This is a genomic window from Planobacterium oryzisoli (assembly GCF_015354315.1).
Lineage (GTDB): Bacteria > Bacteroidota > Bacteroidia > Flavobacteriales > Weeksellaceae > Planobacterium_A > Planobacterium_A oryzisoli.
Window position 1 is genome coordinate 33592 of record NZ_JADKYY010000002.1, and the last position, 16275, is coordinate 49866.

Annotated in this window: 16 protein-coding genes; 6 read left to right on the plus strand and 10 right to left on the minus strand. The window is 39.4% G+C overall.

What is annotated here, in order from left to right; translation table 11 throughout:
* Positions 1 to 75: 75 nt before the first annotated feature.
* The 4 genes from IC612_RS01750 (at position 76) to IC612_RS01765 (ending at position 4226) form a co-directional block, all read left to right on the plus strand.
* Positions 76 to 1326 (plus strand): dicarboxylate/amino acid:cation symporter, encoded by a 1251-nt coding sequence (locus IC612_RS01750; protein ID WP_194738456.1) that lies wholly within the window; start codon positions 76 to 78, stop codon positions 1324 to 1326.
* Positions 1327 to 1406: 80 nt separating this feature from the next.
* On the plus strand, positions 1407 to 2723 hold the full coding sequence (brnQ, locus tag IC612_RS01755; RefSeq protein WP_194738457.1) for a branched-chain amino acid transport system II carrier protein: 1317 nt from the start codon (positions 1407 to 1409) through the stop codon (positions 2721 to 2723).
* Positions 2724 to 2803: 80 nt separating this feature from the next.
* A complete protein-coding gene (locus IC612_RS01760; protein WP_194738458.1) occupies positions 2804 to 3907 on the plus strand; it encodes an Mrp/NBP35 family ATP-binding protein in 1104 nt (367 codons plus the stop codon).
* 4 nt (positions 3908 to 3911) lie between these two features.
* Positions 3912 to 4226, plus strand: coding sequence for a NifU family protein (locus IC612_RS01765; RefSeq protein ID WP_194738459.1), 315 nt, complete (start codon positions 3912 to 3914; stop codon positions 4224 to 4226).
* 24 nt (positions 4227 to 4250) lie between these two features.
* Here IC612_RS01765 and IC612_RS01770 read toward each other — a convergent pair whose 3' ends face one another.
* Genes IC612_RS01770 through ppk1 form a run of 3 tightly spaced genes read right to left on the minus strand, consistent with a single transcriptional unit; the run spans position 4251 to position 7678 of the window.
* The gene (locus tag IC612_RS01770) at positions 4251 to 4652 is read right to left on the minus strand and encodes a hypothetical protein (protein WP_194738460.1); all 402 of its coding nucleotides are present in this window, start codon (positions 4650 to 4652) and stop codon (positions 4251 to 4253) included.
* Positions 4653 to 4686: 34 nt separating this feature from the next.
* Positions 4687 to 5586, minus strand: coding sequence for a Ppx/GppA phosphatase family protein (locus IC612_RS01775; protein ID WP_194738461.1), 900 nt, complete (start codon positions 5584 to 5586; stop codon positions 4687 to 4689).
* Positions 5587 to 5617: 31 nt separating this feature from the next.
* On the minus strand, positions 5618 to 7678 hold the full coding sequence (gene ppk1, locus IC612_RS01780) for a polyphosphate kinase 1 (protein ID WP_194738462.1): 2061 nt from the start codon (positions 7676 to 7678) through the stop codon (positions 5618 to 5620).
* A gap of 132 nt (positions 7679 to 7810) precedes the next feature.
* Between ppk1 and IC612_RS01785 the strand changes: the two genes are divergently transcribed.
* Positions 7811 to 8416, plus strand: a complete 606-nt coding sequence (locus IC612_RS01785) for a Crp/Fnr family transcriptional regulator (RefSeq protein WP_194738463.1) — start codon at positions 7811 to 7813, stop codon at positions 8414 to 8416.
* 50 nt (positions 8417 to 8466) lie between these two features.
* Positions 8467 to 9714 (plus strand): hypothetical protein, encoded by a 1248-nt coding sequence (locus tag IC612_RS01790; RefSeq protein ID WP_194738464.1) that lies wholly within the window; start codon positions 8467 to 8469, stop codon positions 9712 to 9714.
* A gap of 21 nt (positions 9715 to 9735) precedes the next feature.
* On the opposite strand, the gene IC612_RS01795 is transcribed toward IC612_RS01790, so the two are convergent.
* The 7 genes from IC612_RS01795 to nosZ all read right to left on the minus strand — a co-directional run bounded on the left by IC612_RS01795 (position 9736) and on the right by nosZ (position 16270).
* Positions 9736 to 10287 (minus strand): fasciclin domain-containing protein, encoded by a 552-nt coding sequence (locus IC612_RS01795; protein WP_194738465.1) that lies wholly within the window; start codon positions 10285 to 10287, stop codon positions 9736 to 9738.
* Between the two features lie 122 nt (positions 10288 to 10409).
* A complete protein-coding gene (locus IC612_RS01800; protein ID WP_194738466.1) occupies positions 10410 to 11177 on the minus strand; it encodes an ABC transporter permease subunit in 768 nt (255 codons plus the stop codon).
* Positions 11177 to 11887, minus strand: coding sequence for an ABC transporter ATP-binding protein (locus tag IC612_RS01805; RefSeq protein WP_194738467.1), 711 nt, complete (start codon positions 11885 to 11887; stop codon positions 11177 to 11179). The genes IC612_RS01800 and IC612_RS01805 overlap by 1 nt, the downstream gene beginning before the upstream one ends.
* Positions 11888 to 11916: 29 nt before the next feature.
* Positions 11917 to 13146 carry a nitrous oxide reductase family maturation protein NosD gene (locus tag IC612_RS01810; RefSeq protein ID WP_194738468.1) on the minus strand — a complete coding sequence of 410 codons (1230 nt, stop codon included), beginning with the start codon at positions 13144 to 13146 and terminating at the stop codon, positions 11917 to 11919.
* Between the two features lie 12 nt (positions 13147 to 13158).
* Positions 13159 to 13566 carry a nitrous oxide reductase accessory protein NosL gene (locus tag IC612_RS01815; RefSeq protein WP_194738469.1) on the minus strand — a complete coding sequence of 136 codons (408 nt, stop codon included), beginning with the start codon at positions 13564 to 13566 and terminating at the stop codon, positions 13159 to 13161.
* A 23-nt stretch (positions 13567 to 13589) separates the two neighbouring features.
* Positions 13590 to 14168 carry a hypothetical protein gene (locus IC612_RS01820; RefSeq protein WP_194738470.1) on the minus strand — a complete coding sequence of 193 codons (579 nt, stop codon included), beginning with the start codon at positions 14166 to 14168 and terminating at the stop codon, positions 13590 to 13592.
* 107 nt (positions 14169 to 14275) lie between these two features.
* Positions 14276 to 16270: a Sec-dependent nitrous-oxide reductase gene (nosZ, locus tag IC612_RS01825; protein WP_194738471.1), complete on the minus strand. Its 1995-nt coding sequence runs from the start codon at positions 16268 to 16270 to the stop codon at positions 14276 to 14278.
* Positions 16271 to 16275 lie beyond the last annotated feature (5 nt).

The window sequence follows — 16275 nt, forward strand, 5'->3', positions numbered from 1 at the left end:
GAATTAATTCGCAGTCATTTTGCACTTAACATATTTTTAACAAAAAAGTCTATATTTGTATACTTTGAAGAAATTATGAAAGGACAGAATAAACTATTCTTTGCTATAATTATAGCTTTGGTACTGGGAATTGGCGCTGGCGCATTAGTACACTTTAAATATCCTGAGAACGCAGAGGATTTTTCTAAAAACATCAAACTGCTTGGAACCATTTTCATTCGTTTAGTGCAGATGATTATTGCACCACTAGTGTTTACGACATTGGTTGTTGGTATTGCAAAAATGAGTGATATGAAGATGATTGGGCGGGTGGGTACTAAGGCAATGCTATGGTTTCTTACTGCTTCTTTGGTATCGCTAATGATTGGGCTGGTATTTGTGAACTGGTTGCAGCCAGGTCACGTTATTGAATTGGACTTGACCGATACAGCCTCTGCAAATGAACTGATAAACACCACCAAAAGTTTTAGTTTAGAAGACTTTGTCTCTCATATTTTTCCTCGTAGTTTATTTGAGGCCTTCGCCACAAATGAAGTGCTGCAAATCGTTGTCTTTTCCGTGATGTTTGGAGTAGCTTTAGCCAATATGGGAGACTCATATACTAAGCCAGTAGTAAACGGTCTTAACATAATAGCTCATGCCATTTTAAAAATGGTTGGATATATTATGTGGGTTGCCCCGTTAGGTGTGTTTGGAGCTATTGCTGCCATTGTAGCTACGAAAGGATTTGACATTTTCACCGTATATGCCGTCTATTTAAGAGACTTTTTTCTTGCTTTGGCTGTGCTTTGGCTGGTTCTATTAATTGTGGGTTACATGATTTTAGGGAACCGGCTGTTTGAACTCCTTAGAAGGATAAAGGAGCCCCTACTTATAGCATTTAGTACCACTTCTTCGGAGGCAGTCTTTCCTAAATTGGTTGAAGAGCTCGAGCGCTTTGGGTGCAACAATAAAATCGTGTCTTTCACTTTGCCGCTTGGCTACTCCTTTAACTTGGATGGAAGTATGATGTATATGACGTTTGCATCCATTTTTATCGCACAGATTTACGGCATTGATATGTCTCTGGGAGAACAGATTGTAATGCTTCTCGTACTTATGTTAACTTCTAAAGGTATTGCAGGAGTACCCCGCGCGAGCTTAGTTATTATTGTCGCTACCTGCTCCATGTTCGGTATTCCACCGGAAGGTATCGCTCTTATTCTCCCTATAGATCACTTTTGTGATATGGGTAGAAGTATGACTAATGTATTAGGCAATGCACTTTCCACCTCCGCCGTTTCAAAATGGGAAGGAGAGCTGGATAACCATGGCGGGGAATTATAACGCTTGATTTAAATCTCTAAGGGCTGTAGACACTTTGGTGTTGCAGCCCTTTTTCTATAAATTATTCTATTGAAAAAATAATGAAAAACGACTTTAGCAAGAACACGAAGACTTCTTTTACCTTGGGATTTGCCTTGTTTGCCATGTTCTTTGGCGCGGGTAATTTAATACTTCCACCACTAATTGGGGTGAAGGCAGGGGAGAATTGGCTTTATGCCGTTGCAGGTTTTTTCACAACGGGTATTGTAGCGCCCTTTTTAGGAGTAATTACAATTGTACTGAATGGTGTTAAGTTTACAGATCTGGGTACAAAAGTAAATCCTGTCGTAGTTAGTATTCTTGCTTTATTAATCATGCTTTGCATTGGGCCTCTTGTGGCTATCCCGCGTACTGGTGCCACTACTTACGAAGTCGGCATACAACCACTCTTGCCCGGTATGAACAGTGTATTATTTTCTATAATTTTCTTTTCACTGGTGTTTTTGCTGACTGTTAGCAAATCCAAGATTGTAGATTTAATAGGAAACATTCTCACTCCGTTCTTGCTGGTTAGTTTAGGTCTGCTCGTACTTGTGGGGGTGTTTAATGCGGAAAATGCTTCATTAAAAAGCGATCTAACGCCCGTAACTTCATTTGTATACGCATTTCATGAAGGGTATCAGACTCTAGATGTTTTAGCCTCAGTGGTGTTTGCTGGAATTATTATAGGGGCGGCTATTGAAAAAGGGTACACTCAGGCCAATGAGCGTTTCAAGATTACGCTGAAAGCAGGTTTAATATCCATGAGCGCACTACTCTTTATTTACGGAGGATTAATTTATTTGGGAGCTCATGCAGGATACAATTTTGATGCGGATATTTCCCGTACGGATTTACTGTTAAATATTTCCAGAAACATACTTGGCGTAAGTGGAACCCTGGTGGTATCCACTGCAGTGGCGATGGCATGTTTAACTACCGCAATTGCACTATGTGCTGCGATGGGTTCTTTTGTTGAGGAATTTACTAGCGGCAAAATAAAGTATGGATGGGCGGTGGCTCTAACGTGCATCTTTTCAGGGTACTTTTCTATCCATAGTGTAGATGAAATTATATCCTATGCTGTAGTTATCCTAGGATTTGTGTATCCAATTACCTTTACGCTCATCCTTACTGTACTCATTTTTGGAAAAAAAATATTTTTAAAAGGTCCTTATATTGCTGCTTTACTGGTAACGACACTACTATCTTTGGTGCCTGTTCTTGAATTCTTTGGAGCTGCTCCAGAAAATTTATTGTCCGCAGTAAACATGCTTCCCCTTGCCGAGCATGACTTGGGGTGGATTATACCTTCTCTTTTAACTTTTGGTACTGTTTATTTTTTTACCAGAAAAGATAATAGCAGAGAAGCTATGTGATAGATATCACCAATCGTTGATTTTACTCATTCTAAATTAAGGAATAAATTGCGTAAATTTGTAGTTGAATATTTGAACATATGCCAACAAAAATAGAAGTCCAAGAATTTCTTAAGGAAATAGAAGTAGCAGATTTGGTCAACAATCTGCAGGTAATGGGGGATGATGTGTATATTGATATGACCGCTCACTCACCAGCAATGCATGAAAGAAAAAAGCTGGAAGTAGCTATGAAACAAGCGTTCGCATCCCAGTTTGGAGAAAAGGTTATGTTGAAATTGAAGATTGTAGCTCCCGAACCTTCACAAATTCAACAGTCACAGATAAAAGGTAAACAGATTCCCGGAATACAAAATATAATTGCGGTAGCATCCGGAAAAGGTGGAGTTGGTAAATCCACAGTTGCGGCTAATCTAGCGGTTACTTTAGCCCAGATGGGGTTTAAGGTGGGATTGCTTGATGCAGATATATACGGACCTTCAGTGCCCACCATGTTAGATACTGAGGGGCAAAAACCCATATCGGTAGAAGTGGACGGCAAAAACTTAATGAAACCCATTGAGAATTATGGCGTTAAGATGCTCTCTATCGGTTATTTTTCAGGAGCTAACCAAGCCGTGGTTTGGAGGGGGCCTATGGCTTCAAAAGCTTTAAATCAAATGATAAGGGATGCCCACTGGGGTGAGCTCGATTTCCTATTAGTGGATCTTCCTCCAGGAACAGGTGACATACATCTTTCAATAATTCAGGAAGTGCCTGTTACGGGTGCCGTTATTGTTAGTACTCCACAACATGTGGCCTTGGCGGACGTACGCAAGGGAATAGCCATGTTTACCATGGAAAGTATCAATATTCCGGTCCTTGGTCTTGTCGAAAATATGTCCTACTTTACCCCGGCAGAATTGCCTGAGAACAAATACTATATCTTTGGACAGCAGGGAGCACAGTATTTGGCTCAAGATCTAGGTATTCCTGTACTAGGCGAGATACCGCTCGTACAAAGTATCAGGGAAGCAGGGGACGTGGGACGTCCTGCTGCTTTACAAGAGGGATCAGCTATACAAGCGGTCTACCGCTCTACAGCTCAGAATATGATTGAAAGTTTAGTGGAACGGAATAAAAACCTGCCTCCCACAGAAGCAGTAAAGATTACTACTATGGCAGGATGTTCTCCAAAAAAATAATAAAATGTTTACACCTAATTTGCAACATGAAAATACAGTAACCAAAGTACTTGATGCTTTGGAGACTATCCGTCCGTTTTTGAACAGGGACGGAGGGGATATAGAACTTGTCGACGTGGAGCAAAGCAAGGTCTTTGTGAAACTTCAGGGAAATTGCAATGGTTGTCCAATGAGTTTTTCTACGATGAAGCTTGGTGTGGAAAATACTATTAAACAATTTGCCCCGGAAATAACCGAAGTCATCAATGTAGGAGATTCAACTCCTTCAGCACCTCCAGCAGAAACTATACAGGAGGTAGATGAAGGTACACTACTTTAATAAAAATCTAAAATTAAAGCATTTCTATTCGGAAATGCTTTTTTTTGGAGCTCTTCCAGCTTCAAGTATAGGTAGGTTTCCTTCTGTGGGAATGTAGATGACCGTTTTGTCGTTCAAGTTATTTTGCTGTCGTACCCAAAGGTATTGGATGTATTTCTCAGAAAGCGCGCCATTTTCAATTTTAATGGCAGCTGCAGCTCCTTTGGCTCTTTCAATCTCTGCTTGGGCATTGAGTTTCTCCGCTTCCAGGTTCGCCTTTGCTTCCTCTATCTTAATTCTTCGATTTTGTTCGGCTTTTGCAAATTCGGCTTTCCCTTCCATTTCCTGTGACCATACCCTATATTGGGGATAGCCCCAAAGAAATACAATCAGGAATAAAAAGCCGATTGCTATGATGGGTATTAGAGCTAGTTTGGTAGTCTTCATGAGTTTTGTTTTTTTCAAAGTTACTAAATTCGAGTTAGTTATTCCTTGCGTTATCAGAACTTAGTTGCTTGTACATTTGGTGGATCAGACCATCTGCTACGGAGATTTTAGGTACATAAATTTTTGATATCTCACTTAGTTCCATCACAGTAGTGAAAATCTTAAGGGCTGGTACTAGTACGTCCGCGCGATCCTCGCGTAAGTGGTAGCGAAGCATACGCTGCTCCACACTTAAAGGTTCCAATTCTTTCAAATAATTTCGTAACGTTACTAGTGATAGGGGTTTCCCTTCCTTTGTTTTACTGATAGAAAATAATTTATTGATATTTCCTCCAGAACCAATCGCTACCAAGGGTGCATGCGGAGCAATATGCTGGGAGATCTGTTGTTTTAACTCTTGCCACTGCAAGGGTGTATCGAGGTTATTTAGTAGTCGAATGGTACCAATGTTAAAAGATTGTTTGTACATCAGTTCCTGATTTTTAAAATACATCAATTCAGTGGATCCTCCACCAACGTCAATATATAGATATCCGTATTGTGAATCCATTTTTTCTGCAATATGATTCTCATAGATCAAAGAGGCTTCTTCATCACCTGATATTATTTCTATCTGGATTCCACTCTCTTGCTCTACTTTTTCAATGAGTTCTTGACCATTGGAAGCATCACGCATAGCGCTGGTTGCACATGCCCGGTAGTGCTCGATCTTATAAATCTTCATTAAGTCTGAAAACACCTTCATTGAACTTAACAGCATTTCCTCCCTATCTGCACGAATCTTACCGTGCAAAAACACATCCATCCCAAGTCTAAGTGGTATACGCAGCAGGTTTAGTTTAGTGAACTCCGCTTCTCCATTCTCTAGCGGGGTAATTTCATTAATTAATAAACGGGCGGCATTACTTCCTATATCAATTGCGGCTATTCTCATGTGAAATTGAATTTTTTATAAAAAAATGGATTTACGTTTTATTGTGTAAATATCTGAAAATCTCTATTTGCGATCGAAACTCAGAAAGGTCGTTTATAACATACCGGTTTTTTAATTTGTTATCAAGAATTCGGGCCTTTGTATTGTCCTTGAGTTGGATTTGTAAAATATCCCAAAGTTCCTCCTTAATCTGTGGGTTAGTAATTTTTGCTGCTGCCTCAATGCGGTAGTCTAAATTTCGGGTCATCCAATCTGCTGATGAGATATAAGTGTCCTTTGCTCCTTTGTTCCAAAAAACCATCACACGTGCGTGTTCCAGGTATTCGTCCACGATACTTATTGAAAAAAGTTTCTCTTTAAATTCTTTCTGATTCACAGCACAAAATATTCCTCGAACTATCAATTGAATCTTAACACCGGCAGTAGCAGCTTCATACAGTTTATCAATAAGTCCTTTATCGCTTAAGGAGTTTACTTTTACCAAAATGAGGTTTTTTCTCCCCGCTTTGGCTTCAGTAATTTCTCTGTTTATTTGCCATTCTATTTTAGCTCGCATATGTTCGGGACAAACCAGTAAAGAAGAACATGCATTAAGTTCTTCCACTATGTCCTCCGTAGGCTTTTTAAGTACTTGGAATATTTTATTAATATCAGCCATGATCTTCCTATCCGAAGTCAGAAGCAGGTGGTCCCCGTAAATTCGGGCTGTCTTTTCATTGAAATTGCCGGTACTGACAAAACCGTATTGAAGTGTCTTGTTGTTTACCCTTTTTTTGATAATACAGAGCTTAGCGTGTACTTTTTTGTTAGGAATACCCAGTAAAACCTGAATGCCTTCAATTTCTAGTCGCTCTTTCCATTTTAAATTGTTTTCTTCGTCAAATCGCGCCCTTAACTCCAGCATTACAGTTACCTTTTTGCCGTTACGAGCAGCATTAATAAGTGCATTGACAATTTTTGAATTGGACGCTAAACGGTATGCAGTGATGTGGATAGTTTTCACATCCGGATCCATAGCAGCCTCACGAAGCAGGTCAATTACAGGTGTAAATGTGTGGTACGGAAAACTAAGAAGCACATCTTTTTCGATAACTACATCTGTGACGCGCGCCGCACTACGGAACGCGGGGTGAAGAAAAGAACTCCTTTCCTTGGGTCGCGGTACGGGAGTAAAGATATCAGGGAAATCCATAAAATGCTTGAAATTGTGGATTTTGTGTCCCGGGATTATGCTGTCTTTAGCCGTAAGGTTAAGTTTTCTAATAAGAAATTCCAATAAAGCAGGGTCCATCTTTTGGTCGAATACAAAGCGCGTTGGTTTTCCTTTCCTTCTGTTTTTAACCGCTTTTTCAATTTTCTGCGCAAGGGTTGTTCGGATATCATTGTCAATGTCGAACTCCGCATCTTTGGTGATTTTAAAGCAGTGTGCTTTAAACTCATCGTAACCAAAATAAGAAAATATGTGGGCAAGATTGGTTATGATAACATCTTCGAGCAACATGACATTCTTCTCGTTCTTCTCACTTGGAAGTAATACGAAACGCCCCAATAATCTGGAAGGGACTTCAATGAGCGCATAATTACTTCTGTATTGAAACATTTTGTTGCGCATAGCAATGCCGATGTAAAGACTTTTATCTCTTAAATAGGGCATTGGTGTGTTTTCATTTAGAAGGATTGGTATTACATTGCTTTCCACTTCATTGTCGAAATATTGCACCACAAATTCCCGCTGTCTTTTAGTAAGATTCTCTGGAGTTTTAATAAAAACATTCTGAATCTCCATCTCCTTTTGTATTTCTTCCCACGTACGATTGAAAGCCTCTTGCTGGGTAATGACAATCTCATTTATTTTCTTCAATATTTTTGGCGGGGGTTGAAAGAAAGAATCGGAGATGAATTTTTCTTTAAAATCCATTGCACGTTTAAGACCCGCGACGCGAACTCGGAAAAACTCATCAAGATTATTGGAGAATATTCCTAAAAATCGAATTCTCTGCGCCAAAGGCACATCCTTATCCATTGCTTCCTGCAGTACTCGCTCGTTAAATGCAAGCCACGTAATATCGCGCGGATTGTATTGTTCAGCCATTATTTAGATTTTGCTTAAAAATAAGGATTATAGCCGGAAAAATAATGTTTTTTGCAGAGTTCAAAGCACATTATGCGTCCGTAAATCTCTTATATATTTAGTATATTTGGAATTAACCTAAATTCGTCTAGGATGCCATTTATTATAGATGACGAAATGCTCATTAACACAAGTGCGGAAGTTAAAATGTTCTTTAAAGGGGATACAGTTGCACGTGAAGGCGAGTGCTCCTCATTTTTTCTGTATTTAAAGTCAGGTGAATTAAGTGTTTTTAATTTCACCCAGGACGGAAAGGAATTTTTACAACACAAAGTGATTGCAGGTAATTTTTTCGGTGAGCCAGCGGTGCTGCTGGAGAAGCCATTTCCTGGCCATGTGGAAGTAGCTTCTGAGAAAGCGACTTTAGTAAAGTTTACGCGAGATCGGCTTATAGCTTTTTTACTCGAAAATCCTGAGCGAATGCTTGACTTTACAATCTCAGTAGCGGAGAAGTCCATTCGTAAGAGCCATTCGCTTAAGAACATCGTCTTTCTTAACCCTGAGGAGCGTATACTACATCAATTAAGGGACTACAAAAAAGAACACAATTGCTGTCCAACAGAAAAGATGTTGATAAGTCTTACCCGCAAAGAGATTTCTCATATGACGGGTCTTCGTATAGAGACCATTATCCGGACGGTAAAAAAAATGGAGAAAGAGGGGAAACTCGAGATAAAGAGTGGCAAAATATACCTTTAGAATGATTGAAATCATATACTTAGTACGATAATCGCTTTAATTTTGATCGAATGAATAAGTTAGATTTTTGGATGCGTTTTTCAGTGATAAACTTTGCTGTCGTAGCATTGCTTGGGGTTTTAATGCGTTATAAGATAGCATTTTCACTTCCGATGCTTGACCAGAAGCATTTGCAGGAAGCTCATTCTCATTTTGCGTTTTATGGCTGGGTAACACAAGTTATTTATGTACTTGTATTAAGATATTTAGTTAAGAACAATGCGACTGCAGATTTGCAGAAATATAAGGTGTTACTATGGATTAATCTTGCAGCTTCGTATCTTATGGTGGTCAGCTTTGTGTACGGTGGGTACTTCTGGTTGTCCATAGCGGCGTCAACCGCCGCGTTATTGGTAAGTTTTGTGATGTTGTATTATCTTTCCCGTGACTTTAAAGCGGTCACGGAATTTTCGAAGCATTGGTTTATAGCTGGACTTTGGTTTGCGGCACTTTCCTCTATAGGAGTTTTCACCTTAAGCTTTATGACAGCAACAGACCAACTTAGTCAAACACTGTACCTTGCCAGTACTTATTACTTTTTGCATTTTCAGTATAATGGATTTTTCATTTTTAGTTGTATAGGACTATTAGTAAGCCGTTTAAATCACTATGGAGCTGGTCTGCCTATTGAGAAGCATAGAATGATATTCATTTTGATGGTTCTGGGTTGTATTATAGGCTTTGGGCTATCGGTATTATGGATGAATTTGCCGTTATGGCTACTTTTAATAATTACTCTTGGCACTATTGCGCAAACAGTGGCTAGTTTTATTCTTTTTCAATCGATAATTGCCCAGTGGAACTTGATCACAAAGAGAATATCCAAGACGCAGCAACTTGTATGGATCTATGTAGGATTTGCATTTGCAGTAAAAATCTTGCTGCAACTAGGATCTAATATTCCCCAAGTAAGTGAGTTTGCTTTTGGATTTAGAAATGTGGTTATTGCGTACTTACATCTGGTGCTCTTAATGTGCATTTCTATTTATTTGCTAAACGAAATTTTAGCAACCAACCGATTTGGATTCAGCAAGTCCATGTGTATTGGCTTGTATATAGTGCTGGTTGGAATAGTACTTAACGAAGCGGTACTTGGATTGATGGGTGTTCTCTCTATTAAATACATCGCATTGCCAAATTCACAGTATATGCTTTTTGCGATTTCTGTGCTTATTCTTCTAGGGCTTCTGCTAATGGTGTACGCAATGTATAGGACAGAAAAGAAGCCGCATACAACAGCGGCTTCACAAAACACATAAAAATTAAACCATAAAAAAGTACTATTCTGGCAAAATTACTCCGTCTACTACATGGACAATACCGTTTGATGCTGGTACAGAAGCTAGGATATTAATCTTTCCATTTACAGTGGGTTTTCCATCTACCATGGTGATGGTTAAGGATTTCCCGTCCACCATTCCTAGTTTTTGACCGTCCGAGAACTGATCGGTTTTGATAACACCAACGTAGGTATGGTGGCTTAATATATCGCCCAGTTTACTGTTATTTTCTTCCTTCAACAAATCTTCTACAGTTCCTGCGGGAAGTTTATCAAATGCCTGATTGGTAGGTGCAAACACGGTGAATGGCCCTGCATTACTTAATGAAGTTGCTAAACCCGCAGCCTGAACTGCTTTAACCAGGGTGGATAAATCCGGGTTACTACTGGCAAGTTTTACCACATCCGGTGCACTTTCTTCATCTACAACCGCCTCCTGTCCTTTTGGAGTGGTTGTCTCCGTACTTTGTGTGGTATCGGATACCTGAGTACTTTTTTCACAGCTTACTGTAAATAGAACCAGCGATACCAATGCGATTGAGATTTTTTTCATAGAATTAAATTTTTTGGTTGTTACTCTAAATCAGATCGTTGAACTGAAGTAAAGTTAGAATTTATTCTATCTTGAAAATTATGCTTTAGGTCATATTTTGAAGTAGTAAGCGATGATTTTTATCATAAGTCCTTTTTATTGAATTTTAGGAGGGACCATAGAAAAGGAAGAAGCACCCATAACGTGAGAATAACAACGGATATGCCCATACCTTTTCCGCTTCCAAAGACATTCTTAAATACTGCTCCTGCTTGACCAAGCATTGCGGCAACATCTAATTGAAGCAGAACAAAGATTCGGGAAAGTCCTATGGGATTTATGGCAGCTAGGGTGGCCATAATGCTTTCTATGGGATAATCCTGAAACTGAAACATCATAACTAGTAAAATTCCATCGTAAATTATAGCAAAGAAAAGCCACACGAATATTGCCAAACCAATGCCTACTGCCTTATCTCGAGAAAAAATAGCACATAACATTGCAAGCGCCGCAAAAATTAAGGAAAGGAAAATCCCTATAATGATTACAGAAAAGCCCGTTTCCAGGGATGAGTACAGGAATATGGGTACCACGCATCCCACTAAAAATGCGAGTATAAGTGCCAGCGCCAAGCCCAGGAAGATGTTGAGCCAAACACGGCTTCGTGGTATGGGTTGACTTAATAGTAATTCAATGAATTGGGAACTGTTGTAAACGTATATGGTTGAAAATATTACACTTACCAATGGTACGACTAGAAGAATTACGTTCAGAAGGCTAAGTGTAGCTTTTGTGAAATTACTTTCCAAACCTAAAGTACTCCACGACAGAATAAAGAGGAGAATGGTATAGACAATTATTATTTTGCTTTTAAGTATATCAAAAAAGATAAATCTAGAGATCCGGTTCATTACTGAATTGTTTTTAAGATTGAAATTATTCCTTCAGAAATTTTGTCCTTGCCGGTTTGTGTCTTTAAATCCTGTGCACTTTGATGAACTAGCACCTTTCCTTCATTCATAAAAACCACTTCGGTGAGAATTTCATCTAGCTCACTAAGTAGATGCGAAGTAATAAGTATTAATTTACCTTTATTTTTTTCCTTAATTATTTTTTGCTTTAGTATTTCAGCTGCCAAAGGATCTAATCCGGCTGTAGGCTCGTCCAGTATGATAATGTCTGGATTAAAAAGAAATGCCAAGACTGCAGACACTTTTTGTGTGGTACCGCCTGAAAGAGTGCGCATCTTTTTTTGATAAAGCTTTTCAAGTTCAAAGGATTCAAGTAATTCGTAATCGTAATTGTGTTCTTTGGTATTTCGTGCATCCTTAACCATATTTATGGTTTGTTCGATGCTGAGATTTTCAGGATACCGGCCTATCTGCGGCATATAGCCAATGGATTTTCGGTATTGGTACGAATCATTTATGTTTTCACCTTTTACAAATATTTGTCCTTCTTCCACAACATTGAGGCCCAGAATACATTTTATTAGTGTCGTTTTACCACAGCCATTTGGGCCTATCAAGGCAATAGCATTTCCAGTATTAAATTGCAGCTGCACATTTTGAAGTGCAGTAAAACGGTTAAATTTCTTAGTCAGATTTTTAATTTCTATCATTGCTTACATTCTTGGAACCCAAAAGGGTCCTATTGCATTGGATTGGGTTTAAATTTGGGTTCACGGTCCACAAAACTTTCAGGGGTGAGGCTTGGAATTATTTTCTCAGTCTTATCCAGTAAATCCACTAGAAAGGTTTTGAATAGTAACATAACCGACGGATTTTGCTCTACCAGAACAGCATAGAGGCTTAAGGGATGAAAGGGGACGTCACCTATTTGATCCTTGTTCAGGTCGTATCCTTCGTATTTATCCCAATAATTGGAGTTGAAATCATTCATTACTATGGTTCCATTAGTACTGACATCAAATGTGTTAGCCGTAAAATTATTTCGATGGATTTTGTTTTCCATACAGTTGGCATTGATCTTAAGCCCCCATCCGTTAGAGTCAAACAAATTAGAAGTAAAATCAATTTTTGTGGCACCATCAGCGAATATGCCGGTTGTGTTATTAACAAAGTAATTGCCTTCTATGGTGCTGTAGGATATTTCTTTTAATAGTAGACCATAGACACTGTCTCCCCAATTATTTATAAAGTGGTTGTTGTACATGCCCACATTCATTGCGTACATTACCGCTACACCAGCTCCATTGTTATCAAAGACATTTCCGGTATATGTACAATCGTTGGAGAACATGAAGTGCAATCCATAGCGGAGGTTTTTACGTGATAAATTTGAAAATATATAACAGTCTTTAGTCTTTTCAAGATAGATTCCGTCCTTATGCCCACTCACGAAATTCCTTTTGACCCATATTTCTGAACTGCCGAGAAGGTGGATTCCATCTCCCACATTTTCTTGAGAAGTACCTCGGTTGGTAGTTATTTTATTGTCTTGTATGGTGCATTGATAGCCTCTCTGAACATATATTCCAAAATAATTGTTCTCAAATATATTCTGTTCTATGATGGTATTGGAGGAAGAGTAGATATGTATGGCGGCAATACTTCGAATCTCATCTCTTCCAGAGTTAATTAACTTAAATCCAGTCACCTTGCAGTGGTCCGCATTTATATTAATGATTTCTTTCTTTAGCTCACCATCAATGATAGGGCGGCCTATTCCAATGAGGGTAAGCTGTTTGTTGAGATTAATGCCATTTTCACGGTAATGGCCTTTTTCAACCAAAATACTATCGCCGCTACGGGAGGCGGCGACAGCTTCATTGATGGTCTGATACTTTTCATTTTTTCCGACCTTTATCACCTCTGCAAGAAGAAGGCAAGGAAGGAAAACTAAAAATAATCTGAGCATTTACATAAGATTTTATTGTATTATTTCTGCACCGGACTGTTCGGCAGCTTCGTTTGCTGCGCTTTTATCGCTGTAGGCTTGCGTATTGCCTCCCATAGGACTTTTTATGGAACCTCCTTTTATAAGGGACGCATTCTGTGTCTTGATAAAATCTCCCGTTGGAAAATCTACAACGTATGTAGTGCTTCCACTGGATTGTTCTGGATTTGAGGAAGCGTAGTCGTCCATACACCTTATATCGTCAAATTTATAGGTTTTTCCTTTTTCCGTTATAAGTTGCGTGGCGTATTTAGCCTCAGTAATGGTCATCTTGCAGTTGTCGCATTGGTCTTTTCCTATTGCTATTTCTTTTGGACCCTTTTCCGTACAAGAAAAAAGCAACATAGCAGATAGTAGCCAAAAGATTTTAAGATTCTTCATTTTATTAGTTTTTAATCCTGTGTTCAAGCCTTCTTTTTCCATTCAATAAATGCTAATATAAGCAATATTGCCCCAATACCAATCATGATGCCTCCCCCTATGTTCGGATAGGACCAGACTTCAAAGTTTAGTAGTTGTTTGTAACCGATAAGTGGTGGTTGATACGACATTCCTGGAACCACGATGGCGGCAGAAGGATCTAGATTGTGTCCGTAGTCGTACAGCCATCTCCAGAAATCATAGACGAAGCCTAACGCAAAGAGCATATAGATGCCAGTAAGAGTGTACAGTAAAACTTTACGATTTAACAGCACAGCACTGAGGCTTAATAATGCAAAAAAGGCCAGGGCGTACGGCAGGATGGTAAATTCCCAAAATTCATCAGCATGTATCTCTTTCATTCCAATATAATGATTCAGACCGTTGATGATTTCGTATTCACCGGTAATTTTATTTGCATGTATAAACATAGCTAATCCTTCAGGATACTGAGGGGCACTTAGATAGATGGACCAAATAGGTACAAAGATGGTAATTGCAAATCCGATAGCACTTATTATTAAAAGTACTTTGCTTATTTTGGATAGGGAACTAGCTTTCATTTTTTTATTTTTTACTCTGAGAGTATAACAGGATAGCTGAATGCTATTGCCGTACGGTCAGTTGGTTACTTAAAGAGAAAAGGGGCGGTAAAACCGCCCCTTAATAATTATTTAGTTTCACCTTGTTTGACAGGGCTTTGTGCATTGTCCTTTTTATTATTCAGTGAATATATCAAAGGTGTATTGCTACCTGCAGGGGAGACTCTTACGTATCCCTGCATTTCTTGATGCAGTGCGGAACAGAAGTCGGTACAGTACATTGGGTACATACCCGGCTTCTCAGGTACCCACTTTAGAGTGGAAGTTTCTCCTGGCATGATCAGTAGTTCTGCTGTTTTTGCTCCCTTAATCGCAAATCCATGTGGAACATCCCAATCTTGCTCTAAGTTAGTTACGTGGAAGTATACCTCGTCACCCACTTTTATTCCTTCAATGTTGTCAGGGGAGAAGTGTGAGCGTATAGATGTCATATAAACATGGACTTTATTACCTTCTCTCACCACCTTGCTCTCTGCTTCCCCTTTAGTTGCGTATGGGTGCTTGTTTTCTCCGATGTTATAAAACTTCACTTGGTCTTTGGTAAATAATTCGGCTGGTCCTGCCTGTGCATAATGCGGTTCACCAATTGTAGGGAAGTCTAGAAGTAGTTTCATTTTATCTCCACTGATGTCAAATAATTGCGCAGAGTGGGCAAGTTCTGGTCCTGTTGGAAGGAATCTGTCTTTGGTAATTTTGTTGTACGCAACAAGGTATTTACCGTAAGGTTTGCTTGAGTCACCACCAACTACCATTAAGTGTCCTACAGAATAGAAAGTTGGTTGTCTGTCAAGAACTTCCAATGTTTCAATGTTCCACTTAACTACTTCGGAAGATACAAAGTGAGAGGTGTAGGCATTTCCTTTGCCGTCAAATTCTGTGTGCAGAGGTCCTAGACCAGGCTTCTGTACTTCTCCATGCAATGCTGCTTCGTATTTGATAATTGGAATACCGTCAAATTCACCAGCAAAATTTTTCTCAGCAATTGCTTTTTGAATTTTGTCAAAGCTAAAAACTGGAATTAGTGCAGCTAGCTTTCCAGAGCCCACGATGTACTCACCTGTTGGATCTACATCGCATCCGTGAGGGGATTTAGGGCAAGGAATTAGATAACAAATGTCTTTTAATTCACTAGCTGTTAGAACGGTCACTTCTTTTTTGATAGTGGAAGTTGCTGTATGCGTTTCTTCGTCAAACTTGTTGTGTGCATATTCAACCGCTACTTTCTTGCCTTTACCAGCTTTTAGGTATTCTTCTGCTTTTTTCCAATTCACAGCCATGATAAAGTCTTTATCATTTTGTGAAGCATTTACTTCTAATAAGGAATTGGCTTGTTCTGAATTGTAGCATGAAAAGAAGAACCACCCATGGGATTTATTCTTGCCTGCGTGCGAAAGATCAAAGTTAAAACCAGGAGCTTCAATCTGGAAGCTGATATCCATTTCTCCAGACTCTTTGTCTACACCGATGAATGACAAGTAACCTTTGAAGTTTTGTTTGAATGATTCAATTGGCACATCATCTTGACCGTCTGCTGGAACCGCAAAGCGGGTTCCTGCAACAATATACTCCGTATTTTGTGTTAGGAAAGGTGACGAGTGGTTACCTGCAGAATTCGGGATTTCTAGAATTTCTGTGGTCTTAAAGGATTTCAAATCGATTCGTGCCACCCGTGGGGTATTGTTCGCATTGGCAAAAAGCCATCTTCCGTCGATTTCCCCATTAGTCTGGGATAGGGATAAATGGTGCTGGTCGTCCCATGGAATGAAACCATGAGATGTTTCAAGCATCGGTTTGGTTTCTTCGCTGTATCCGTATCCATTTTCCGGATGAACGGAGAATACAGGAATGATTTTCAGCGTACGTCCACTTGGCAGTCCTACGACACTAACTTGGCCGTTAAATCCTCCGCTGACAAAGTTGTACACTTCATCATGTTCACCGGGAGCTACATACACTTTCTGTGCAGCGTCTCCGGCTACCGCATTTTCGGTTCCTTTTGGCTTGCACGCCAAAAGCGATACTGCTGCTAACGCAGTAATACCAAAACTCTTGTAAGCTTTCATATAGT

Coding starts and splice junctions, on each gene's coding strand:
- IC612_RS01750 (WP_194738456.1), top strand. CDS start 76: ATGAAAGGACAGAATAAACTATTCTTTGCTATAATTATAGCTTTGGTA.
- brnQ (WP_194738457.1), top strand. CDS start 1,407: ATGAAAAACGACTTTAGCAAGAACACGAAGACTTCTTTTACCTTGGGA.
- IC612_RS01760 (WP_194738458.1), top strand. CDS start 2,804: ATGCCAACAAAAATAGAAGTCCAAGAATTTCTTAAGGAAATAGAAGTA.
- IC612_RS01765 (WP_194738459.1), top strand. CDS start 3,912: ATGTTTACACCTAATTTGCAACATGAAAATACAGTAACCAAAGTACTT.
- IC612_RS01770 (WP_194738460.1), bottom strand. CDS start 4,652: ATGAAGACTACCAAACTAGCTCTAATACCCATCATAGCAATCGGCTTT.
- IC612_RS01775 (WP_194738461.1), bottom strand. CDS start 5,586: ATGAGAATAGCCGCAATTGATATAGGAAGTAATGCCGCCCGTTTATTA.
- ppk1 (WP_194738462.1), bottom strand. CDS start 7,678: ATGGCTGAACAATACAATCCGCGCGATATTACGTGGCTTGCATTTAAC.
- IC612_RS01785 (WP_194738463.1), top strand. CDS start 7,811: ATGCCATTTATTATAGATGACGAAATGCTCATTAACACAAGTGCGGAA.
- IC612_RS01790 (WP_194738464.1), top strand. CDS start 8,467: ATGAATAAGTTAGATTTTTGGATGCGTTTTTCAGTGATAAACTTTGCT.
- IC612_RS01795 (WP_194738465.1), bottom strand. CDS start 10,287: ATGAAAAAAATCTCAATCGCATTGGTATCGCTGGTTCTATTTACAGTA.
- IC612_RS01800 (WP_194738466.1), bottom strand. CDS start 11,177: ATGAACCGGATCTCTAGATTTATCTTTTTTGATATACTTAAAAGCAAA.
- IC612_RS01805 (WP_194738467.1), bottom strand. CDS start 11,887: ATGATAGAAATTAAAAATCTGACTAAGAAATTTAACCGTTTTACTGCA.
- IC612_RS01810 (WP_194738468.1), bottom strand. CDS start 13,146: ATGCTCAGATTATTTTTAGTTTTCCTTCCTTGCCTTCTTCTTGCAGAG.
- IC612_RS01815 (WP_194738469.1), bottom strand. CDS start 13,566: ATGAAGAATCTTAAAATCTTTTGGCTACTATCTGCTATGTTGCTTTTT.
- IC612_RS01820 (WP_194738470.1), bottom strand. CDS start 14,168: ATGAAAGCTAGTTCCCTATCCAAAATAAGCAAAGTACTTTTAATAATA.
- nosZ (WP_194738471.1), bottom strand. CDS start 16,270: ATGAAAGCTTACAAGAGTTTTGGTATTACTGCGTTAGCAGCAGTATCG.